Raw genomic sequence first — 18,020 nt, forward strand, 5'->3', positions numbered from 1 at the left:
TTTGGCCGCCATCAATCCTCCACCACGTACTCCACCCAATGCGCTTCGCTCGGCAATGGGATTTCCCAGCGATATAGCAGGCGATCGATCACTTTGTCGGTGACCGTGCTATCCCGTTTGCGATTGCGGGCGCGCAGGGTTTTCTCTCCAGCCTCCAGATAGACGATGTGGATTTTCGCGTGGTAGGCGTACAACAGGTCCAGAGCATTACTGCGCATTTCCTGGGACAGGTGCGTGGCGTTCCACACAAAGGGCTGCTTGCGCCGTAAATGCTCTTTGGCCATATCAATGGCGTGATGAGCCACCTTACCTTCATTCTGGCCGTATTTGAGGCCCATCTCCTCACGGGCGTCGTCGTAGGAGACGGTGGGCCAGTCAGGTCGATGCCGGCTCGCCCAGGTATTCTTACCTGAGGCGGGAAGTCCGCATAACAACACCACCTCAGAGCCTTCCGGTTGCTGGTATCCATAATCCGCCGCTGTGGCGCCGTCGGAGCGAAAGTATTGCTGACGCACTACTTCGTCGGGAAAGACGCGGGGTTGCTCCCAGCAGGACTCTTGCAGCGCCAGCTCACGGAACAGTGCGATATCAGCGATGCTGTCCGCTTTTTTCTCATAGGTTCTGCCGCTCATATCCGCCAGCGCCACCGCATAAAGCTCCTGCAGGCTCACCTCCCAGGACATGCGATGCGCCAGAAACTCGGGGCGTCGTTGCGCCCGGTCGTCGAAGATGAAAAACGGAACCTGATGCTGAGCGATAATGCGACAAATGCGTTCCCGCAAGGCAAAAGGAACGCCGGCGCGCCACAACAGTATCCGGGCGTCCACCGCGCCGCGTCGGGAGTGTCGTGGACTGCCGACGCCGCCGTCCGGGCGCACGATAGTGGTGGCTGGTTTGGCGATGTCATGCAACAGGGCGGCGTAGAACAGCACAAAGCGCTGTTCCGCATCCGCCTGTTGATAGGTTTCCCCCGCCAACAGCTCATTCACTACCATTTTGGTGTGTGTCCACACGTCCCCTTCCGCATGGTAATACGGGTCTTGGGGCGTGCTCGCCAAAGGCTGCAGATCAGGCAGGCCTTCCCACAATGCACGCCAGTCCGGCTCGGCGCCATCGGCGGGCATCCAGTTCTGGAATTGCTGGTAGCTGATCATGAGCATATCTCCCCTGTGGCGCCCGGCTCCTGTGAATCCGGCTCAGAGTGGCCGAGATCCTCCCATTTCAAGGTTAGCTGCGGGGCGTACATATCCACCCCCTGCGCCAACTGATTGGGGAAAATAGGCCGGTTCAGATGGTGGCTGCCGCTGTCCAGAATGGCCTGAATGAAATCATGGCGCACCCACTTCAAGCGGCCGACTGTATGACCGTTTTCTTCGATCTTGATATACAGGCCTTCAGACAAATCTGAGTCGTCGGTCTGCCGTTTAACCAGATCAAAATCCAGCGCTTCCTGATGTGCGACCTGTTCCAGACTGTTGCGCCATTGTGTGGTTTTCGCCAGCGATGGGCGCACCAGTTTTTGCAGTTCCGCCAAGCGCCTGGGCGCCAGTCCGGCATATAAAACCGGAACGGAAAGCACCGGTGAACCCTTTAGCATGCGTCGACGCGCCGATGTGGAGAGAAACTCGCCCGTCTCGGTGTCGAGAATATCGAATTCAGCGAATAGATGCGGCAAGCGGTCATAAAACACCGTGTGCTTTGACGCCATCCATTCCCCGTACAGGGTGTAACGGGTTCCCAGAATTTCGAACAAATGCTCCTGATGCACTGTGGCCCAGGACTTAAACTGCGCGAATTGCGACTCGCGTCCGCCGCCGGTCAGCACATGCCCGCGACTTTGCAGACGCAGTGCGCCGGATGCGTCAAAGCTGACGCCGGCATTGGCTCCGTCGAGTTTTTCTTCGATGACCAGATAACGCCCGGCCAGTTGCGAATAGGGAACCTGATCCGATGCGCTGTCCCCCGGTTGCAGCCGTGACCCTTGCAGGTGGGGCGTACGGGGATATTTGCGGATAAACATACCGCCTCCTCAAAAACAAAATCCGTATTGATTCCTCCGCAAGAAAACGTCCTGCGAAGATTCAAAAGAGTCAGCTTGCTATGCGCTGAAGAAGAGACGAAGCAATAGTGTCGTCAGTTAAGACGCCGTAGCAAAAGCTGATGTTGAGGGTGCGATCGCCATTACATGACCGTATCCGATGTGAACTGGGTAAACCTGAAGTGGAAAACGCAAAAGTTTAGCGGCGTTGAGACAAAGGTTCCAGTCGGGATTGACGCATGCGTCCAGCCTTAAGCCGGAAGCAATGCGTTTTCCAAAAGTACCTGGCTGATAAAGGTTGTGACTTCCTGTTCGCTGCTGCGGATGAAAAAGTGGTCCCCGGGGAACGTGCGCAATTGGAATCGACCGCTGGTGTAATCTTCCCACTCGTGCATGCGCGCGGATGCATCGATGGGGTCGTCCTGTCCGCTTAGAGCAGTGATGGGAACCCATAATGTCTGCGATTTGTCGCCGCTCCAACACTCGGAAAGCTTGAAGTCCGCACGCAGCATGGGCTCTAACAGCGCCATCAGTTGCTGGTCCTGTAGCGCCGCCTCGGGGGCTCCGTTCATTTGACGGATTCTGTCGATCAGCCCTTCCATTGGCAGCTGGTGTATGAACGGCTGGCGACTGCTCAGATGAGGGCAGCGACAGCCGGAAATAAACACATGCTCCGGCAATGGCCCGCCATAGGATTGCAGGCGTTGGGTCAATTCGAAGACAACGCGGCCGCCGAGGCTGTGGCCGAAGAAAGCGAAAGGCTGGTTCAGGTAGGGAACAATCGCTTGCAACACGGCTTCCACCAATGGCGGCCATTCGCTGAAAGGCGCTTCGCTGATACGGTTTTCTCGGCCGGGCAGACGCACCACCACGACATCAATATCGTCTGGAAAACGCTTCACCCAGCTTCGAAAAGCATTGGGACTTCCGCCAGCGTAAGGAAAGCAGAATAGTCTGATCGATTTGCCCGCCTGGGGCGTGGGCATGAACCAGCGATCCTGCATGGGATGTGGCATTCTAAACTCCTTGTCTAGATGTCGGACGTTATGCCCGCGGTTCTTTCGCTGGCTGCGCCGTGTACAACTGCTCCGCCATGGCGGCGATGTCGTCGCGCATGTGCAACTTGTCCAGCCAGTCCTGGCGAATACCGTTAACGCCATAGTAAGCGCCTGCGAACTGGCCGACGATGGCTGCGGTGGTGTCGGCGTCGTCGCCAAGATTGGCCGCTTTCAGCACTGCGTCCTGAAAGTTGTCCGTATGGGCGAAACACCATAGGGCGGCTTCGAGCGCGTCAATCACATAGCCGGTCCCGCGCACTTCGCTTTCGCTTTTATTCAGGTAATCCCCCACGGAGATCTGCGCCACCTTGTCGGTGTAGGGCACATACATGGGATCTTCCAGCACATCTTCTTTGGCGTCGCCAGTCAACAGCTGATGCAGGATGACCCCCATCAAACGACAGGCGTCGATGCACTCATCGGCGCCGTGAGTGGTGCGTGAGCTTTCGCCGCAGTATTGCACGACCTGCTCGATGCGAGGGCTGTAATACATGGCGACCGGAGCCAGACGCATAATGGAGCCGTTGCCGGCGCTATGCGCGTCCAGCGAGCCGGAGTAGGGCTCGCCGCTGTCCAGAAAGCGCTGGAGAGCGCCGCGCACCGTATTGCCGATATCAAAGCAGTTTCCGGTGCTACTGAAATAGCCCCATTGCCACCAGTTGCAATAGCGGGTCATCTGATCCGCCGCGTTAAAGCCCTGTTTGGTCAGCAGGGATTCCGCCAGACACAACGCCATGGAAGTGTCGTCGGTCCACTGTCCCGGCTGCAGCCCAAATGGACCGCCGCCGACCATATCGTCGATAGGCTCAAAAGAACCGCGCGGACGAAACTCCAACGTCGTGCCCACGGCGTCGCCCACCGCAAGACCCAGCAGGCAGCCTTGGTATTTGTCGAGATTGTTTCTATCTGGTTGTCCAGTCATGTACTTTTACCCTATTCAACCGGGGCGAATAACTTACGCAGTTCTTCTTCATCGAAGGTGAACTTTTCAGCCTTGTCCGCAAGTAGATTATCCGCCAGCGCTTGTTTCTGCTTTTGTAATTCGACGATTTTTTCTTCCACGGTTCCTTCTGTGATCAACTTGTAAACGAACACCGGCTTATCCTGGCCGATGCGGTAGGCGCGGTCGGTCGCTTGGTTTTCAACGGCGGGATTCCACCAGGGGTCATAATGGATGACGGTATCCGCTGCGGTTAGATTTAAACCCACGCCGCCTGCTTTAAGGCTAATTAAAAACAAAGAGACCTCTCCGTTTTGAAATCGACTGACAGGCGTATCTCTGTCTTTCGTCGCGCCTGTCAGTTTTATGTACTCGATACCGGCTTTGTCTAATTGCGCCTCAATCAATCCAAGCATAGAAGTGAACTGGGAAAACAACAGTATTTTGCGGCCTTCCTCAAGCAGGCTGGGCAACATGGACATCAGCGTATCCAGCTTGGCGCTGCTTTTCACTTTACGCGAACTGTCCAATTTAAGCAGCGATGGATCGCAACACACTTGGCGCAGCTTCAGTAATGCGTCCAGAATTTCTATATGAGAACGTTTAACGCCTTTCTTCGCGATAGCGTCACGAATCTTATTATCCATGGCGACGCGAATACTTTCATAAAGATCCCGCTGCTTTCCTTCCAGCAAAACAGTGCGTTGTATTTCTGTTTTCTCCGGCAGCTCCGTCGCGACCTCCTGTTTGGTGCGGCGCAGCATAAACGGCTTGATGCGTTTTGATAACAAGCGTTGTCGTTCAATATCGCCCTTCTTTTCGATAGGAGTGCGGAACAGGGTGTTGAACTTTCTATCGTCCCCGAGCAGGCCCGGCGTAAGGAAATTAAACAACGACCACAGCTCGCCCAGATGATTTTCCATGGGCGTTCCAGTCAGACACAGCCGATGTCGGGCCTCAAGCCTGTGTACTAGCTGGGTGGCCTGCGCCTTTGGATTCTTGATGGTTTGCGCTTCATCCAAAATAAGATAATGGTAGTTCTGCTGCAGCAGATATTCGCTGTCTCGCGACAGTAGCGGATATGTCGTCAAAACCAGGTCGTTGTCGGCTATGCGTTCGAAACGTCCGGCGCGTTGAGGACCGTGCAGAACGAGCACTTTTAGCTCTGGCGCGAACTTTTCCGCTTCCTTACGCCAATTGCTCATTAAGCTGGTGGGCGCGACGATCAGGCAGGGCCGATCCATCCGCCCCTGGGCTTTTTCCACTGAGAGCAGGGCGAGGGCTTGTATGGTTTTCCCCAACCCCATGTCGTCAGCCAGGATGCCGCCCATTTCGATTTCTCTAAGGAAACCAAGCCAGTTCAGACCCTCTTGTTGGTAGTCTCTGAGGGTGGCGTTGAACCAGTCGGGGGGGCAGACATGGCTCATTTGCTCCTGATGCTTCAGTCGATCAATTAAGCGCGTGAGTTTATCGGCGCCCAGCCAGCGCAGACCGACTGAAGTCATGGCGTCGTTGATAGCCAGAAGCTGGCCAACCTGTCCCCGATCCAGGCGGAATTTATCGTTCACCAGAGGATCATGGTCGTACAGCTCAATGAGACTGCCTAACAGGCTCCTGACTCTCTCGACATCCAGCTTGATCCACTTGCCAGGGGCGACCTGGAGCAGAACATCGCTATCTCCGGGATAATCGGCCAGTGTCTGAAGCTCCCACTCTTCCGGCGCGTCTTTAATCAGGTTGTACAGGACGGGTAGCAAGTTGATGCGCTCACCGCCGATTTCCACGCCGAGGTCGAAATCAAACCAGTCGCTGTCGCTTTCCTCCAGACTGGAATACCAGGAGAGATCTTCAACCTCTGTATTGAGGTACTGGAAGGGAAAGTCCTCTTCAATGGTAATAATCCATCCTTGTTTCTCTAGCAGGGCGATGCCGTACTGGGCGAACCCGTGCCACTCTCCGACGCTCTGAAAGCTCAGGTCCATTTGATGCGCCTCATCGACGGGCGGATAGCTTTCGATGGTATTGAGCGGGCGCATATCCAGAATTCTTAGTTTACACAGTGCCGTCTCTTCAGCATGAAAATCCCGGGGAATGATGAGGTGGGTACTGTCTTTGTGCGTAATCACTTGCTCAATATCGGAGTGATAAGGTACGCGGACATCGCGATAGGAAAACTCCAGCCTGGCGCAGGGAATATCGGTGTGATTGGTTCTAAATGGAAAATAGCCAGCTTGAGAAGGGCTTGCCGCCCCAAGGGTGAGATGCACCTGTGGCCTGACTTTTATGTCCTTCTCGATGGCTATCTCGATGGGCATGGGAAGTCGTGCGCTGGGGAGTCGTTGCTCCAGAAGCGAGCGTACTTTTCCCGCCTGATCCGGGGATAACCTGGGCGCGCGATTAAGCGTCGCCAGCACGGACGGCGGCAGCTCACTAAGCAGCTGACCGCATTCTCCAGTGCTGGTATTGATACAGTAGATCGGATCAGTAGCGACCATCATTAGGTGCGATGGGACCATTTCCAGTGTTTGTCCGCCCTCCTTATCTACTCGCCATTGAAACTCCGCCCGCGCTGGAGCGCCTTCGAATAATTTCGGCCCTTGTGGGGATTCCCAATACGCGCGCCCCGTCGCCAATATGCGTTGAAGGGCGTCTGCTCCGGTTTCTTCCGTTAACGGTAGGACAGAATCCCATCGCGACCATAACAGGCGTTTAAAGATCGCCAAATCGGCTTTGGTCAGGAAGGCGGCTGGCTTGCTCTGATTAAAGGCGGCGTTGATATTGTAACGCTGAGTTTTTTTGGAGTATTCGCCGGACTTTAGAGTGCGCGCCTGGATAACATTGACGCAGACATTCCCGTTCATATGGTTGTGTTGCAACAAATAGAGCACGCTAACCTGATTGGCGCTCTCACGAGTCGTTTCCTCTGTTGCGGTGTCAACCAATTGGGCAAGCCAACGCCGGACGTCAAAGTCCAGTGTTTCTTCTGGGCTGTGAACGGAGTAATGGCCTGAGTTTGTATCTTGCTGGGTTGGAGCTTGGCTTCTTTCGTTTACGGCGAGTAGTGTCGCTGCAACGTGCTTACAGTTGTAGCCGATAGGACATGAACACTCCCCTTCTATACTCTGACCATAGGCGTCATTTTCAAGCCGCACCAAGACCCGGTAAATGCTGTTACCAGAACCCTGCACGCTCGCTGCGGCGTGATCCTTGCCATATTCCACCAGAGTGACGCGTTGTTGTTTGAAATATTTTACGCCTCGCTCAAAATAGGTGTGGCCAAGCTCTTTAGCTATCTGGCTTTCCTTTACCAACATGTGAATTCACTACCTTTTCAAGCACTAATATGAAATGACGGACTTACAAGAGCGCCCGTAGTGGATTCGCATGATAGGTTTTTTGTCTATTCGTCTCTATAAGTGGCGATGACTTCAATGTCGCCAATAATATGATCGTTGAACTCTTCCAATTGCTCCGCTGGAATCCAGTATTCCGCGTGTTCTTTACCGCCGACGACTTTGATGTCGAACTGGCTTAGGTATTCCGCATCCACGTCGAAACGAGTGACGTAACCCACGCCAGAGTCTCTGACGTTCTAGTCCCGGGCGATTTGACGGGCGTAGTCTTCGTTGCAGACCGGGTAGAAAATGGGTTGCTCCGACAAACGCGGCGGCCAGCGTTTAAAACCGCTTTCTTCCACCAACGCCAGCTCATTCGGACCTGTGGGTCTAAATAAAGTGGCCGTTTTCATATTTGCTCTTACCTTGTCGAATTGCGTCGCGCACTTCCATCAGAATTTTACCCAGCATATTCAGGCCGCTCCCGTCGCCGCCGTCCGCCCAATAACGGTCATTGGCGGTGTGCTCGACCAACTCGGCGTCGCCGGTTTCCAACAGTATAGAAGTCAGTTTTTCATGCTGAACGAATTTGGCCATGACTGCTTCGCGCATGATGTCGTCTTTGACTTCCTCCCAATCCGGCCGCAAGGGACGTGTGCGTTCGCGTCCCATATTGGCGGCTTCCATGGGCTTTGACGCCATGCGCACGGCTTCCTCGTGCTCAGTGCCTGCGAATTTCTGCGCCTGAAAATAATGTTCGGACGTAGGCCAGCGCTTGTCTTTCAGATATACCGGGTCGCGGGAGAAATTGGAAAAGCATCCGTATTCGCCATTGGCCAGGTAAAAGTTAATGGTTTTCTTCTCAGTCATTACATCTCTCCGACATTAACTGCGCGGTCCTTCGATGGTTCTGGGGAAGAAATGATTCTCCACGCCGCGCTTGAGTCGATACAGTTTTGCAGGTCGGTTGCTGCCGGTGCGCATGGCGCCGCTTTCCTCCAGAATATCCGCATCCAGGATACGGCGACGGAAGGATTTTTTCTCTACCTCGTTGCCCAGAATCACTTCGAATACTTTCTGTAGCTCCGTCAGCGTAAATTCCTCAGGTAGCAAGTGAATCGGCAGCGCCGTGTATTGCACCTTGCTGGTCAGCCGTTCGCGACACAGGCGCAGAATCTCGTTGTGATCAAACGCCAGTTTATAGTCGCTTAAGGCTTCGGTTACCGAAACCCAGCGCGTTTCTTCTTTGGCGCCTTTGGGATCGACACCGATCTCCTCATGGGCGACCAAAGCGAAGTACACCACTGTCACCGACCAGCCGCGAGGGTCCCTTTGCTTACCGCCGAAGGTGGCGACCTGCTCCAAATAGGGGCTTTTTACCCCGGTTTTTTCCACTAACTTCCGATGAGCGGTGTCTTCAAGGACATTGTCTTTCTTCAGGTCGATAAACCCGCCCGGCAGCGCCCATGTATCTTTGGCCGGGTGTTGCGAGCGCTTCACCAGCAACACTTCGAGTTGCTGCTCCCTGAGCTTGAATATCGCCATGTCCACGGAAGTGAGAGGCACTTCGTAGTCATGAATGTTGTAAGCGGCGAGAAAGTCTTTTTCTGAGGCGTGATCTTGCATAACCTGAAAAACATACTAATATTAGTGGCATTAGGCCACTAATATTAGCGGCACTGAACGATGGTGTCAAAACAGACGCAATCGCTTTAACAATAAAAGCATATCCAAACTCCAGAGTAATACCATGGACATACAATCCTTTTTGGTCGGCTTCTTCGGCGGCTCCGCGATAGAAATCATCGCATCCCTGGCGGGCTTTATCTGCGTGTTCCTGATCATTCGGCGCAATATCTGGTGCTGGCCCATCGGGTTGGTGCAGGTGGCGCTGTATATGATTGTGTTTTATGACGCCAAACTTTACTCCGACTTCATTCTCCATGGCATTTATGTGGTGATGCAGTTTTATGGCTGGTGGTATTGGCTGCAGGGCAGGGGACAGGATGATGATCTGGTGGTGTTGCCCACAGCCCTGCCGATGACGTTGCTGTGGGTGGCGGTCGCCATTCTCGGCAGCTTTGGCCTGGGCTACGTCATGTCTACCTATACCGACGCGTCGCTGCCATACCCTGACGCCTTCACGACAGTCGCCAGTCTGGTGGCGCAATGGTTGTTGTCCAGACGCCAGCTGATCAACTGGGGATTCTGGATTGCCGTAGATATAGTCGCCATCGGCGTGTATTGGCAGAAAGGTCTGTACCCGACGACGGTTCTTTATGCGACCTTCCTTGTTATGGCGAGCGCTGGCCTTATGGTCTGGTTGCGCCGCTATCAAACACAAATGCTGGAGATGAAAGCGGAATATGCGAAAGCCTGAGTTTGATGCGGAGCGCAGGGTTGGCCTGACGTTAGGGAAGTTCGCGCCGCTGCACAAAGGGCATCAGTATCTGATAGAACAGGCGTTGGAGCAGGTGGATCACCTGCTGGTGATGATTTACGGCTGTCCAGATGTGATTGATGTTCCGCTGGAACGGCGAGCGTCCTGGATTAAAACACTGTACCCGCAAGCGGAAGTCATTCTGGCGCCGGACGGACCTCAGGAAGTGGGCGATACACCGGAGATATGTCGGAAGCAGGAGGATTACATCGGGCAATGCCTGGCTGGCAGACGGGTGACTCATTTTTTCTGCAGTGAATTCTACGGCGATCATGTCAGCCGTTATCTCAACGCACAGGACTGTCGCGTGGATGAAGCCAGAAAGATCGTACCCATTTCCGCGACTCAGGTGCGTAATAACCCCTTCGCCGCCCGAGACTGGCTGCATCCGCTGGTGTACCGGGACCTGGTGAAGAAAGTGGTGTTTCTGGGAGCGCCGTCAACCGGTAAAACCACGTTAGCGCAGGCAATGGCGGCGCGCTTTAATACGCAATGGATGCCGGAGTACGGACGGGAGTATTGGGAGGAAAATCAGATTGAGAGACGTCTGACCCCCGAGCAACTGGTGGAGATCGCAGAAGGTCATCTGCAGCGGGAAGAGAACCTGTTGTTGGATAGTAATGGCTATTTGTTTGTAGACACCAATGCCCTGACGACGCGTCATTTCGCTCATTATTATCATGGGTTCGCATTGCCCGAGCTCGAACGCTTGGCGGATGCGGCGGCGCCAAGATACGACCGCGTATTTTTGTGCGCTGATGATATCCCCTACGAAGATACCTGGGATCGTTCAGGGGAAGTAAATCGCGGAGATTTTCAGCGGGAAATCATTGCGGAGCTGGAGCGCAGAAAGATTGATTTTGTGCTGTTGGAAGGCGATGTGGAAGCGAGAATCCGGCAGGTCACGAAAGTTCTGAAAGAGGATAAAAAAAGCGCTTGACCACATAGTGGCATTATGACACTATGTGTCCATCGACAGGGTTCATGGGACTCATGAATCCACGGAGAAAAAGATTTAAGCGGACCTGGAAAGACCGGGTTCCCGTCAACCACAGCAAGGAGATTGCTGATATGCAAAATTTCGAATACGACTTTTTAGTATTTATCGGACGTTTCCAACCCTTTCATCGCGGCCACCTTGCGGTGATTGAACAGGGACTGCGTAAAGCGCGTCAAATGATCGTCTTATGCGGATCGGCGCATCAGCCCCGCTCCACACGCAACCCCTGGAGCGTCAGCGAACGCGAAGACATGGTACGCAGCGCCCTCAGTAAAGAAGATAGCCAACGCGTACATATCGCGCCGCTGATGGACATTGTCTACAACGATGAGATCTGGGTCCGAAACGTACAGTCCACAGTTCAGGGACTGGTCACCGCTCATCACGGCATGCCGCACAAATCCGCCAAGGTGGGTTTGATTGGCCACAGCAAGGATCACAGCTCTTTCTACCTGAAGTTGTTCCCTCAATGGGGGAATGTTGAAGTGGAAAACGTGGATGGCATCAGCGCCACGCCGGTGAGAGAAGCGATTTTCGGCGTTAACCAGACGGATCGTCGCGGTGGTTTGAATTACCTGGATAGCGATGAAGCCGCGCAGGTGTTGCCGACAGCGGTGCGGGAGAAACTGGCGAAATTCTGTCTCAGCGAAGACTATGAGGAAATCAAATACGAACATGATTTCATCGCCAAGTACAAACGCGCCTGGAGCGCCGCGCCTTACGCGCCGACTTTTGTAACGGTCGATGCAGTTATCGTACAAAGCGGACATGTGTTGCTGGTGGAGCGCAAGGCGCGTCCCGGTAAAGGGTTGTTAGCGTTGCCGGGTGGCTTCGTAGATCAGAATGAAAAATTACTGGATGCATGCCTGAGAGAGTTGCGGGAAGAAACCCGACTGAAAGTGCCGGCGCCGGTGTTGAGGGGCTCAATCAAAGCGCAGCAAGTGTTCGATGATCCTCATCGTTCAGCCAGAGGACGCACTATCACTCATGCATTTCACATTGAACTGGAACCAAGCAGCGAGCTGCCGAAAGTGAAAGGCGGCGATGACGCCAGACAGGCCATGTGGGTGCCGCTGGCGGAACTGGACCCAGGCAAATTATATGAAGATCACTACTTTATCATTCAGGAAATGACCGGTATCTAACCGGAAAATTATTAAGACAAACGAGGGACGCGGATAGACCGCAACACCCTTTACCCAAACATTGACCGGAGGATTTCCGTCATGAAAAACAGCATTATCTTAAACGTAGATTCTTATAAAACCTCTCACTACCTGCAGTACCCAGCTGGCGCCACGCAGGTTTCCAGCTACATCGAATCACGGGGCGGCGCGTTTGAAAAGGCGGTGTTCTTCGGCTTGCAGATGTTCATCAAAGAATACCTGACCAAGCCGATTACCGCGGACGATATCGAAGAAGCCAAGCTGGTGTACCAAGCCCACGGCGTTCCCTTCAATGAAGAAGGCTGGCGCTATATTTTGGACAAGCACGAGGGTTATCTGCCGATAGAAATCCAGGCAGCGCCGGAAGGGACTGTCATGGATGTGAAAAACGTGATGGTGCAGGTGATCAACACGGACCGCAATTGCGCCTGGTTGACCAGCTATGTGGAAACGGCTTTGTTGAGAGCGGTCTGGTATCCGACTACGGTCGCCACCGTATCCTGGAGCTGCCGCAACATCATCAAGCGTTACCTGGAAGAAACGGCGGACACTATCGAAGGATTGCCATTCAAACTGCACGACTTCGGCGCTCGCGGCGCGAGTTCAGAAGAAACCGCAGCGATTGGCGGGGCCGCTCACTTGGTGAACTTTATGGGCACTGACACCGTTAGCGGCATCATGGCGGCGAGACGCTACTACGGCGCTGATATGGCGGGCTTCTCAATCCCTGCGGCGGAGCACAGCACTATTACCAGCTGGGGCAAAGAAGCGGAAGTGGACGCCTACGCCAACATGCTGGAGCAGTTCGCCGAGCCTGGCAAACTGGTGGCGGTGGTCAGCGACTCTTATGACTTGTGGAACGCTATCGACAACCTCTGGGGCGAAGCGTTGAAAACCAAGATTGAGCGCAGTGGCGGCACCTTGGTAGTGCGTCCTGACAGTGGCGATCCTGTCGCGATTGTGACCGAAACCATCGAACGACTGATGCGGAAATTCGGCTTCACCGTCAACAGCAAAGGATACCGGGTATTGCCGGCGTGCATCCGGGTGATTCAAGGCGACGGCATCTCTTTGCACACGATCGAAGCCATTCTGGCGGCGATGAAAGCGCGCAAGCAAAGCGCTGAAAATATTGCTTTCGGCATGGGTGGAGAGCTGCTTCAGAAGGTGAACCGGGATACGTTGAAATTCGCGATGAAAGCGTCTGCGATATGCGTGAAAGGCATCTGGAGAGATGTTTACAAAGACCCCATCACCGATCAGGGCAAGCGTTCTAAGAAAGGACTTCTGGCGCTGGTTAAAGACCTGGATGGCGGCTTTCAGACAGTGCGCCGGCAGGATCTGGGCAACCGGGAAGATCAACTGGTCACTGTCTTCCGTAATGGCGACCTGATGAAGGAATGGACCTTCGACGAAGTCAGGGCCAACGCAGCGCAATAAGCCCATCGCTACAGCGGAGACGGTTTTCCGGCTCCGCTTTTTGCGTTTCTGGACGTTGTCATTTTCTCGATAAAAGCGGATTGAATACTAAACAAAGGCTTGTTAATATCCGCGCCCACTAAACGAATTTATCTGAAGAGTAAGGTTATGACATTCACCACTACCAGCATCAGCGGCCGTGTCGGAGCGATCACCATCGTTCGCGACAGCGCGTGCATTTTGGTATTGAAGTCATAGCCTTCGCTATAGCTGGCGGAGGTGTATAGGCCTCCGGTTGCAGTGTGAAAAAACCCCGGTAGGCCTCCGCCTCCCGGGGTTTTTTCGTTTTCGGTTCCGAAAAATTTCGGACGCTTATTCAACATCGCCAAGCAATGGTTTCGTTATGAGAACTTACGACAAGTACATCGCAGCAATAGTCCCAGCCCAAGGGCCGGAGTTCTCGCGCCTACCCCTTGGAGCTTCCACTTTTTCCACGCTTGTTCGTCCTGTTTTTGTTATGGGTAAGCGCGGAACGCCAAAAGACCGGGAAACAACTTAACGCTCCCATGACGCCTCTTGCGCCCTGGGAGTAAGACCTTCCGGGCGTATTCAGAAAAACCTGTCCGGAAGAGAGATTTCAGGTTTTTAGAGGTTTGTTATGAAACTTCAAAAGTTAAGAAATATTGGCATCATCGCTCACGTTGACGCAGGCAAAACCACTCTGACCGAAAGGTTGCTGCACTTTACTGGCGCTCTGCACAGCATGGGCGAAGTGCATCATGGCGGAACCGTCACCGATCACATGGTTCAGGAACGCCAACGAGGCATCACTATCGCCAGCGCGGCGGTTACAGTGGGTTGGCGGGATCATCGCATCAATATTATTGATACGCCTGGTCACATCGATTTCAACATCGAAGTGAATCGCTCGTTGCGCGTGTTGGACGGCGCAGTCGTGGTTTTCGACTCCGTAGCCGGCGTTGAGCCGCAATCGGAAACCAACTGGCGATTGGCGGATCAGTACGGCGTGCCGCGCATATGTCTGGTCAATAAAATGGACCGCATCGGCGCTGATTATTTACGCGTGGTGAACATGATTCGCGACCGGCTTGGCGCCAGGCCGCTGGTAATTCACTTGCCGGTCTTCGTCGATGAAATCTATGTCGGTTTGATCGATTTGACGACCATGACCCTGCATCGCTGGAACACGGATGACGGCTGGAAATATTCGTCCGAAGACATTACGCCTGAGTATCAGGAACAGGCTGCGCATTATCGGGCGCAACTGGAAGAAACCCTGGTTGAGCTGGATGATGAGCTCCTGGAAGGCTGGCTCAATGGAGCCCCCTTGCAGACTGATGATCTGCGACGACTGATTCGTCAGGGCGTTGTCAGTGGCGCATTCGTTCCTGTGTTGTGCGCGTCTGCATTCAAGAACAAAGGCGTGCAGATGGTGCTGGACGCGGTGGTTGATTACCTGCCTTCGCCGCAGGATGTGAAAGGCGTGGAAACCGTCGATGGCGCTCAGGTTGTGGAAGCGGACATCGAAGGCGCCTTCGCTGCATTGGCCTTTAAAGTGGTGAACGATAAACACGGCGCTTTGACGTATGCACGGGTTTATCGGGGTTCGCTTGCAGCAGGCTCGCGGGTGTTGAACGCCAATGTCGGTCAATATGAACGCATTGGCCGCATATACGAAATGCACGCGGACCGTAAGGTGGCGCGTGATCGTATCGGCGCCGGCGACATTGTGGCGCTGGTTGGCATGAAGCACACGCAGACCGGCGATACATTGTGCGCCCCGGAAGCGCCTTTGGTGCTAGAGCGAATCAATGCGCCGGAACCGGTTATGGATATCGTGATCGAGCCTAAATCCAGGCAGGACCAGGATCGTCTGGGTGACGCATTGCGTGCGATTGTTGGCGAAGATCCCAGCCTGCGCCTCAGCACGGGCGCGGCAGGAGAAACGCTGGTGTCAGGCATGGGCGAGCTGCATCTGGAAATTGTGGTGGATCGGCTGCACACGGACTTTGACATCGCTGTGACTGTTGGGCGTCCGCAAGTGGCGTATCGGGAGACGATCACGCAACTGGCTGCTGTGGACTATGTCTACAAGAAGCAAAAAGGCGGACCCGGTCAGTTCGCGGAAGTGCGCATGCGCTTTGAACCCATCGCCGGTGACGGCATCGAGTTTGAAAGCCAAATCGTCGGCGCGGCCATCCCGCGGGAATATGTTCCCTCAGTGGAAGACGGCGTCAGACAGGCTGCGCGCTCTGGCATATTGGGCGGTTATCCCAGCGGCGGCTTCAAGGCGGTGTTGCTGGACGGCTCCTACCATGCGCAGGATTCGTCGCAGCTGGCGTTCAGCGTTGCCGGACGGGAAGCCTTCAAGGAAGCCATGGCGCAGGCGGCGCCCAGACTGTTGGAGCCCGTGATGGCGGTTGAGATTGTGACGCCTCGCGACCACGTCGGCGACTGTATTGGCGACCTCATGCGACGTCGTGGTTCGATCCTCGACCAGGCGGACCGAGGCGACGCCTGCGTCATCAACGCGGCAGCGCCGCTGGCGGAAATGTTTGGCTATATCGGCGACCTGCGCACTATGACGGCAGGACGAGCCAGCTTCTCCATGACGTTCTCGCACTACGCGGAAACGCCACAGGGAGTCGCCGACTCGGTACTTAACGCCGATTGACCTTAATCACCCAGTGCGAACTGTGTTCCACACTCAAAAGGAGCCGGAGTTATTCCGGACTCCTTTTTTCTTTCATTTTCCAATCGATAAATCGAGATAGCGATTCAAGCTGCCCGTCATCTTTTCCATCGCGTTTTCAAGCGCGCAACTTTGCCCTGCAAGATGTTTCTTACTGGTTATTAGTCCGCATGTGTTTCCAATCATGTGCGTCGTAGATGGACCTACCGTGGGAGAAGAAAACAAGAAAGTCGCCATGACAGCCGCTAAGACTGTCGCCCGTATTTCTTGATCTTCATATTCATTCAACCTGCAGGATCACTACTATGTCTACCCGGGAAACCGTCAACGCGTTACTGTCAGATCTCGCCAGCCAGTTGAATCTGTCGTTTCTGAAACTGAATGAAAACGGAATTTGCGCTTTTGAAAACCCTGAGGGCGTTAAATTTCTGATTGAAGCGCCTGAGCACAGCGCTCTGGTGTTTATCGCCAGTCCAATGCAGTTCATGCCGAAACTGAATGATCAGCGTCGGGAATTGCAGCAGCATCTGCTGGAAGGGAACTTCTACTTTCATAACAATCTCGGCGCCGTATTTAGTCTGGATACCCGGGAGGACCGGATATATCTGCAGTACAGTTTTCCCGTCGCATTTCTAGACAAGGATCTGTTCGGCAATATCCTGAATAATTTCATTACCTACGCCACCCACAGCTATAAGGAACTGCAGGATAACTTTTTTGCGGAAACGGCTGCGCCAGAGCATAAGCCACCCATGTTTTACCAACGTTTTTAAGCGTTCTGGAGGCATAAAGCTATGCAAGTCAGTCATTCAACGCAATCTGTTCAGACCCAAACCGGGGCGACCCCGGAAGTAGTAACGCATGCGACTACTAAGGCCTCACACCCTTATGCCGGTTTGAGCGCCTCGCCACCCAGCGCCAACACGGCTCCGGATAATGCAGGCTCAATGAGTCAAACCGCGCTGAATAACCTTTTACCCACTCTGCGCCGTTCAGACTCTATGGAACTGAGTCATTTGGAAAAATCTCATTCCCAGGGCGTGGGAATAACGTCGCAAGGCAGAGTCAGCGTCATTAGAAATGGCGCGGAACTGCAGAAGTCGGTTGCCCATACGCAAGTCATGGAGAAGATTTCTGAACGGGGGCAGACCAAAACTAAAATGTGGGATGCTGGCGGTTCGTCGGATAGTCCGGCCAAGACTTACACCAAAGATCAGGTTAAGGATAATACGGCGCTCACTAAAGAGGATGCCTGGGGAACGGGACGAGGAGATATTCATAAAGGGAATAATTCCCGCAACACTCCGTCATTTGAAGCTAATGTCTCCAAACAGGACGCTGAGGCGTTGATGTTGTCGCAGATGCAAGACTTGGTGAAGAGCAAGATTATTGGCAGCGGCAATTTACAAAAGGGAGATGTCGTTCGCTTGGAGTTTCATGGCAACGAGGGGCCCTGTGATGGTTGTAAAGGACGCTTGGAAGCGTTCACTGTCTCTCTGAAAGCTCACTTGGAGACAAAGGGCGTCAAAATCGAGTCAGATATATTTTATAACCAGGACGCAGTGGCGACGCAGCGCGCCGGTTCCGATACCTCATATGGCTGGCTGGGGGCGATAGGCGACATCAAAGAAAGCTACTTAGCGGAAACATCCAGGCTTTCTTCTTATTCAGGCAATCAGACGGAAATATTGTCTGACTCTAAATACGGCTCAACGGGCAAAGAGAAGACCTTGCATGGCGCCAGACTTCACTTTGCAGAACCGCCCAAGCCGTCGACAGCAGACGTTGCAGTACAGACGGATCAGCAAGACCAAAAAGTTTAACTGATAGGATTTGCCGCCAGGGACTGGCAATGACTCAACCTGGGACCTAGCATAAGTTAAGCGCCCGGCACTGCGTACATCCGCGCAT

The 18,020-nt window shown here is 53.9% G+C and carries 16 protein-coding genes; 7 read left to right on the forward strand and 9 right to left on the reverse strand.

Annotated elements, in window-relative coordinates; genetic code table 11:
- Positions 1–11 precede the first annotated feature (11 nt).
- From ONV78_RS02245 to ONV78_RS02285, 9 genes are all read right to left on the reverse strand, one after another.
- Positions 12–1,154 (reverse strand): AAA family ATPase, encoded by a 1,143-nt coding sequence (locus tag ONV78_RS02245; protein WP_279500738.1) that lies wholly within the window; start codon positions 1,152–1,154, stop codon positions 12–14.
- On the reverse strand, positions 1,151–2,020 hold the full coding sequence (locus ONV78_RS02250) for an RNA ligase family protein (RefSeq protein WP_279500740.1): 870 nt from the start codon (positions 2,018–2,020) through the stop codon (positions 1,151–1,153). Before ONV78_RS02250 ends, ONV78_RS02245 begins: the two co-directional genes overlap by 4 nt.
- Positions 2,021–2,289: 269 nt before the next feature.
- Positions 2,290–3,054: an alpha/beta fold hydrolase gene (locus tag ONV78_RS02255; protein WP_279500742.1), complete on the reverse strand. Its 765-nt coding sequence runs from the start codon at positions 3,052–3,054 to the stop codon at positions 2,290–2,292.
- A 28-nt stretch (positions 3,055–3,082) separates the two neighbouring features.
- Complete coding sequence (locus ONV78_RS02260; protein ID WP_279500743.1) at positions 3,083–4,018, reverse strand: ADP-ribosylglycohydrolase family protein; 936 nt, start codon at positions 4,016–4,018, stop codon at positions 3,083–3,085.
- A gap of 11 nt (positions 4,019–4,029) precedes the next feature.
- Positions 4,030–7,350: a DEAD/DEAH box helicase gene (locus tag ONV78_RS02265; protein ID WP_279500745.1), complete on the reverse strand. Its 3,321-nt coding sequence runs from the start codon at positions 7,348–7,350 to the stop codon at positions 4,030–4,032.
- 86 nt (positions 7,351–7,436) lie between these two features.
- The gene (locus tag ONV78_RS02270) at positions 7,437–7,610 is read right to left on the reverse strand and encodes a hypothetical protein (protein WP_279500747.1); all 174 of its coding nucleotides are present in this window, start codon (positions 7,608–7,610) and stop codon (positions 7,437–7,439) included.
- An 18-nt stretch (positions 7,611–7,628) separates the two neighbouring features.
- Positions 7,629–7,784: a hypothetical protein gene (locus tag ONV78_RS02275; protein WP_279500748.1), complete on the reverse strand. Its 156-nt coding sequence runs from the start codon at positions 7,782–7,784 to the stop codon at positions 7,629–7,631.
- Positions 7,762–8,241, reverse strand: coding sequence for an NADAR family protein (locus ONV78_RS02280; protein WP_279500750.1), 480 nt, complete (start codon positions 8,239–8,241; stop codon positions 7,762–7,764). Before ONV78_RS02280 ends, ONV78_RS02275 begins: the two co-directional genes overlap by 23 nt.
- A gap of 15 nt (positions 8,242–8,256) precedes the next feature.
- Complete coding sequence (locus tag ONV78_RS02285) at positions 8,257–8,997, reverse strand: NUDIX domain-containing protein (protein ID WP_279500752.1); 741 nt, start codon at positions 8,995–8,997, stop codon at positions 8,257–8,259.
- A gap of 124 nt (positions 8,998–9,121) precedes the next feature.
- Between ONV78_RS02285 and pnuC the strand changes: the two genes are divergently transcribed.
- From pnuC to ONV78_RS02320, 7 genes are all read left to right on the forward strand, one after another.
- A complete protein-coding gene (pnuC, locus tag ONV78_RS02290) occupies positions 9,122–9,751 on the forward strand; it encodes a nicotinamide riboside transporter PnuC (RefSeq protein WP_279500754.1) in 630 nt (209 codons plus the stop codon).
- Positions 9,738–10,751, forward strand: a complete 1,014-nt coding sequence (locus ONV78_RS02295; RefSeq protein ID WP_279500755.1) for an AAA family ATPase — start codon at positions 9,738–9,740, stop codon at positions 10,749–10,751. The genes pnuC and ONV78_RS02295 overlap by 14 nt, the downstream gene beginning before the upstream one ends.
- A gap of 131 nt (positions 10,752–10,882) precedes the next feature.
- The gene (locus ONV78_RS02300; protein WP_216736681.1) at positions 10,883–11,956 is read left to right on the forward strand and encodes a bifunctional nicotinamide-nucleotide adenylyltransferase/Nudix hydroxylase; all 1,074 of its coding nucleotides are present in this window, start codon (positions 10,883–10,885) and stop codon (positions 11,954–11,956) included.
- An 81-nt stretch (positions 11,957–12,037) separates the two neighbouring features.
- Positions 12,038–13,417: a nicotinate phosphoribosyltransferase gene (locus tag ONV78_RS02305; protein WP_127974303.1), complete on the forward strand. Its 1,380-nt coding sequence runs from the start codon at positions 12,038–12,040 to the stop codon at positions 13,415–13,417.
- A gap of 637 nt (positions 13,418–14,054) precedes the next feature.
- On the forward strand, positions 14,055–16,091 hold the full coding sequence (gene fusA / locus ONV78_RS02310) for an elongation factor G (RefSeq protein WP_279500756.1): 2,037 nt from the start codon (positions 14,055–14,057) through the stop codon (positions 16,089–16,091).
- Positions 16,092–16,414: 323 nt separating this feature from the next.
- Positions 16,415–16,882, forward strand: coding sequence for a CesT family type III secretion system chaperone (locus ONV78_RS02315; RefSeq protein WP_216736678.1), 468 nt, complete (start codon positions 16,415–16,417; stop codon positions 16,880–16,882).
- A 21-nt stretch (positions 16,883–16,903) separates the two neighbouring features.
- On the forward strand, positions 16,904–17,932 hold the full coding sequence (locus ONV78_RS02320) for a hypothetical protein (RefSeq protein WP_279500759.1): 1,029 nt from the start codon (positions 16,904–16,906) through the stop codon (positions 17,930–17,932).
- Positions 17,933–18,020 lie beyond the last annotated feature (88 nt).

Origin of the sequence: Hahella sp. CR1 (assembly GCF_029813005.1) — a bacterium.
GTDB lineage: Bacteria > Pseudomonadota > Gammaproteobacteria > Pseudomonadales > Oleiphilaceae > Hahella.

Bases quoted from the DNA above. Each gene is read 5' to 3' on its own strand.
- ONV78_RS02245 (WP_279500738.1), bottom strand. From the start codon at position 1,154: ATGATCAGCTACCAGCAATTCCAGAACTGGATGCCCGCCGATGGCGCC.
- ONV78_RS02250 (WP_279500740.1), bottom strand. From the start codon at position 2,020: ATGTTTATCCGCAAATATCCCCGTACGCCCCACCTGCAAGGGTCACGG.
- ONV78_RS02255 (WP_279500742.1), bottom strand. From the start codon at position 3,054: ATGCCACATCCCATGCAGGATCGCTGGTTCATGCCCACGCCCCAGGCG.
- ONV78_RS02260 (WP_279500743.1), bottom strand. From the start codon at position 4,018: ATGACTGGACAACCAGATAGAAACAATCTCGACAAATACCAAGGCTGC.
- ONV78_RS02265 (WP_279500745.1), bottom strand. From the start codon at position 7,350: ATGTTGGTAAAGGAAAGCCAGATAGCTAAAGAGCTTGGCCACACCTAT.
- ONV78_RS02275 (WP_279500748.1), bottom strand. From the start codon at position 7,784: ATGAAAACGGCCACTTTATTTAGACCCACAGGTCCGAATGAGCTGGCG.
- ONV78_RS02280 (WP_279500750.1), bottom strand. From the start codon at position 8,241: ATGACTGAGAAGAAAACCATTAACTTTTACCTGGCCAATGGCGAATAC.
- ONV78_RS02285 (WP_279500752.1), bottom strand. From the start codon at position 8,997: ATGCAAGATCACGCCTCAGAAAAAGACTTTCTCGCCGCTTACAACATT.
- pnuC (WP_279500754.1), top strand. From the start codon at position 9,122: ATGGACATACAATCCTTTTTGGTCGGCTTCTTCGGCGGCTCCGCGATA.
- ONV78_RS02295 (WP_279500755.1), top strand. From the start codon at position 9,738: ATGCGAAAGCCTGAGTTTGATGCGGAGCGCAGGGTTGGCCTGACGTTA.
- ONV78_RS02300 (WP_216736681.1), top strand. From the start codon at position 10,883: ATGCAAAATTTCGAATACGACTTTTTAGTATTTATCGGACGTTTCCAA.
- ONV78_RS02305 (WP_127974303.1), top strand. From the start codon at position 12,038: ATGAAAAACAGCATTATCTTAAACGTAGATTCTTATAAAACCTCTCAC.
- fusA (WP_279500756.1), top strand. From the start codon at position 14,055: ATGAAACTTCAAAAGTTAAGAAATATTGGCATCATCGCTCACGTTGAC.
- ONV78_RS02315 (WP_216736678.1), top strand. From the start codon at position 16,415: ATGTCTACCCGGGAAACCGTCAACGCGTTACTGTCAGATCTCGCCAGC.
- ONV78_RS02320 (WP_279500759.1), top strand. From the start codon at position 16,904: ATGCAAGTCAGTCATTCAACGCAATCTGTTCAGACCCAAACCGGGGCG.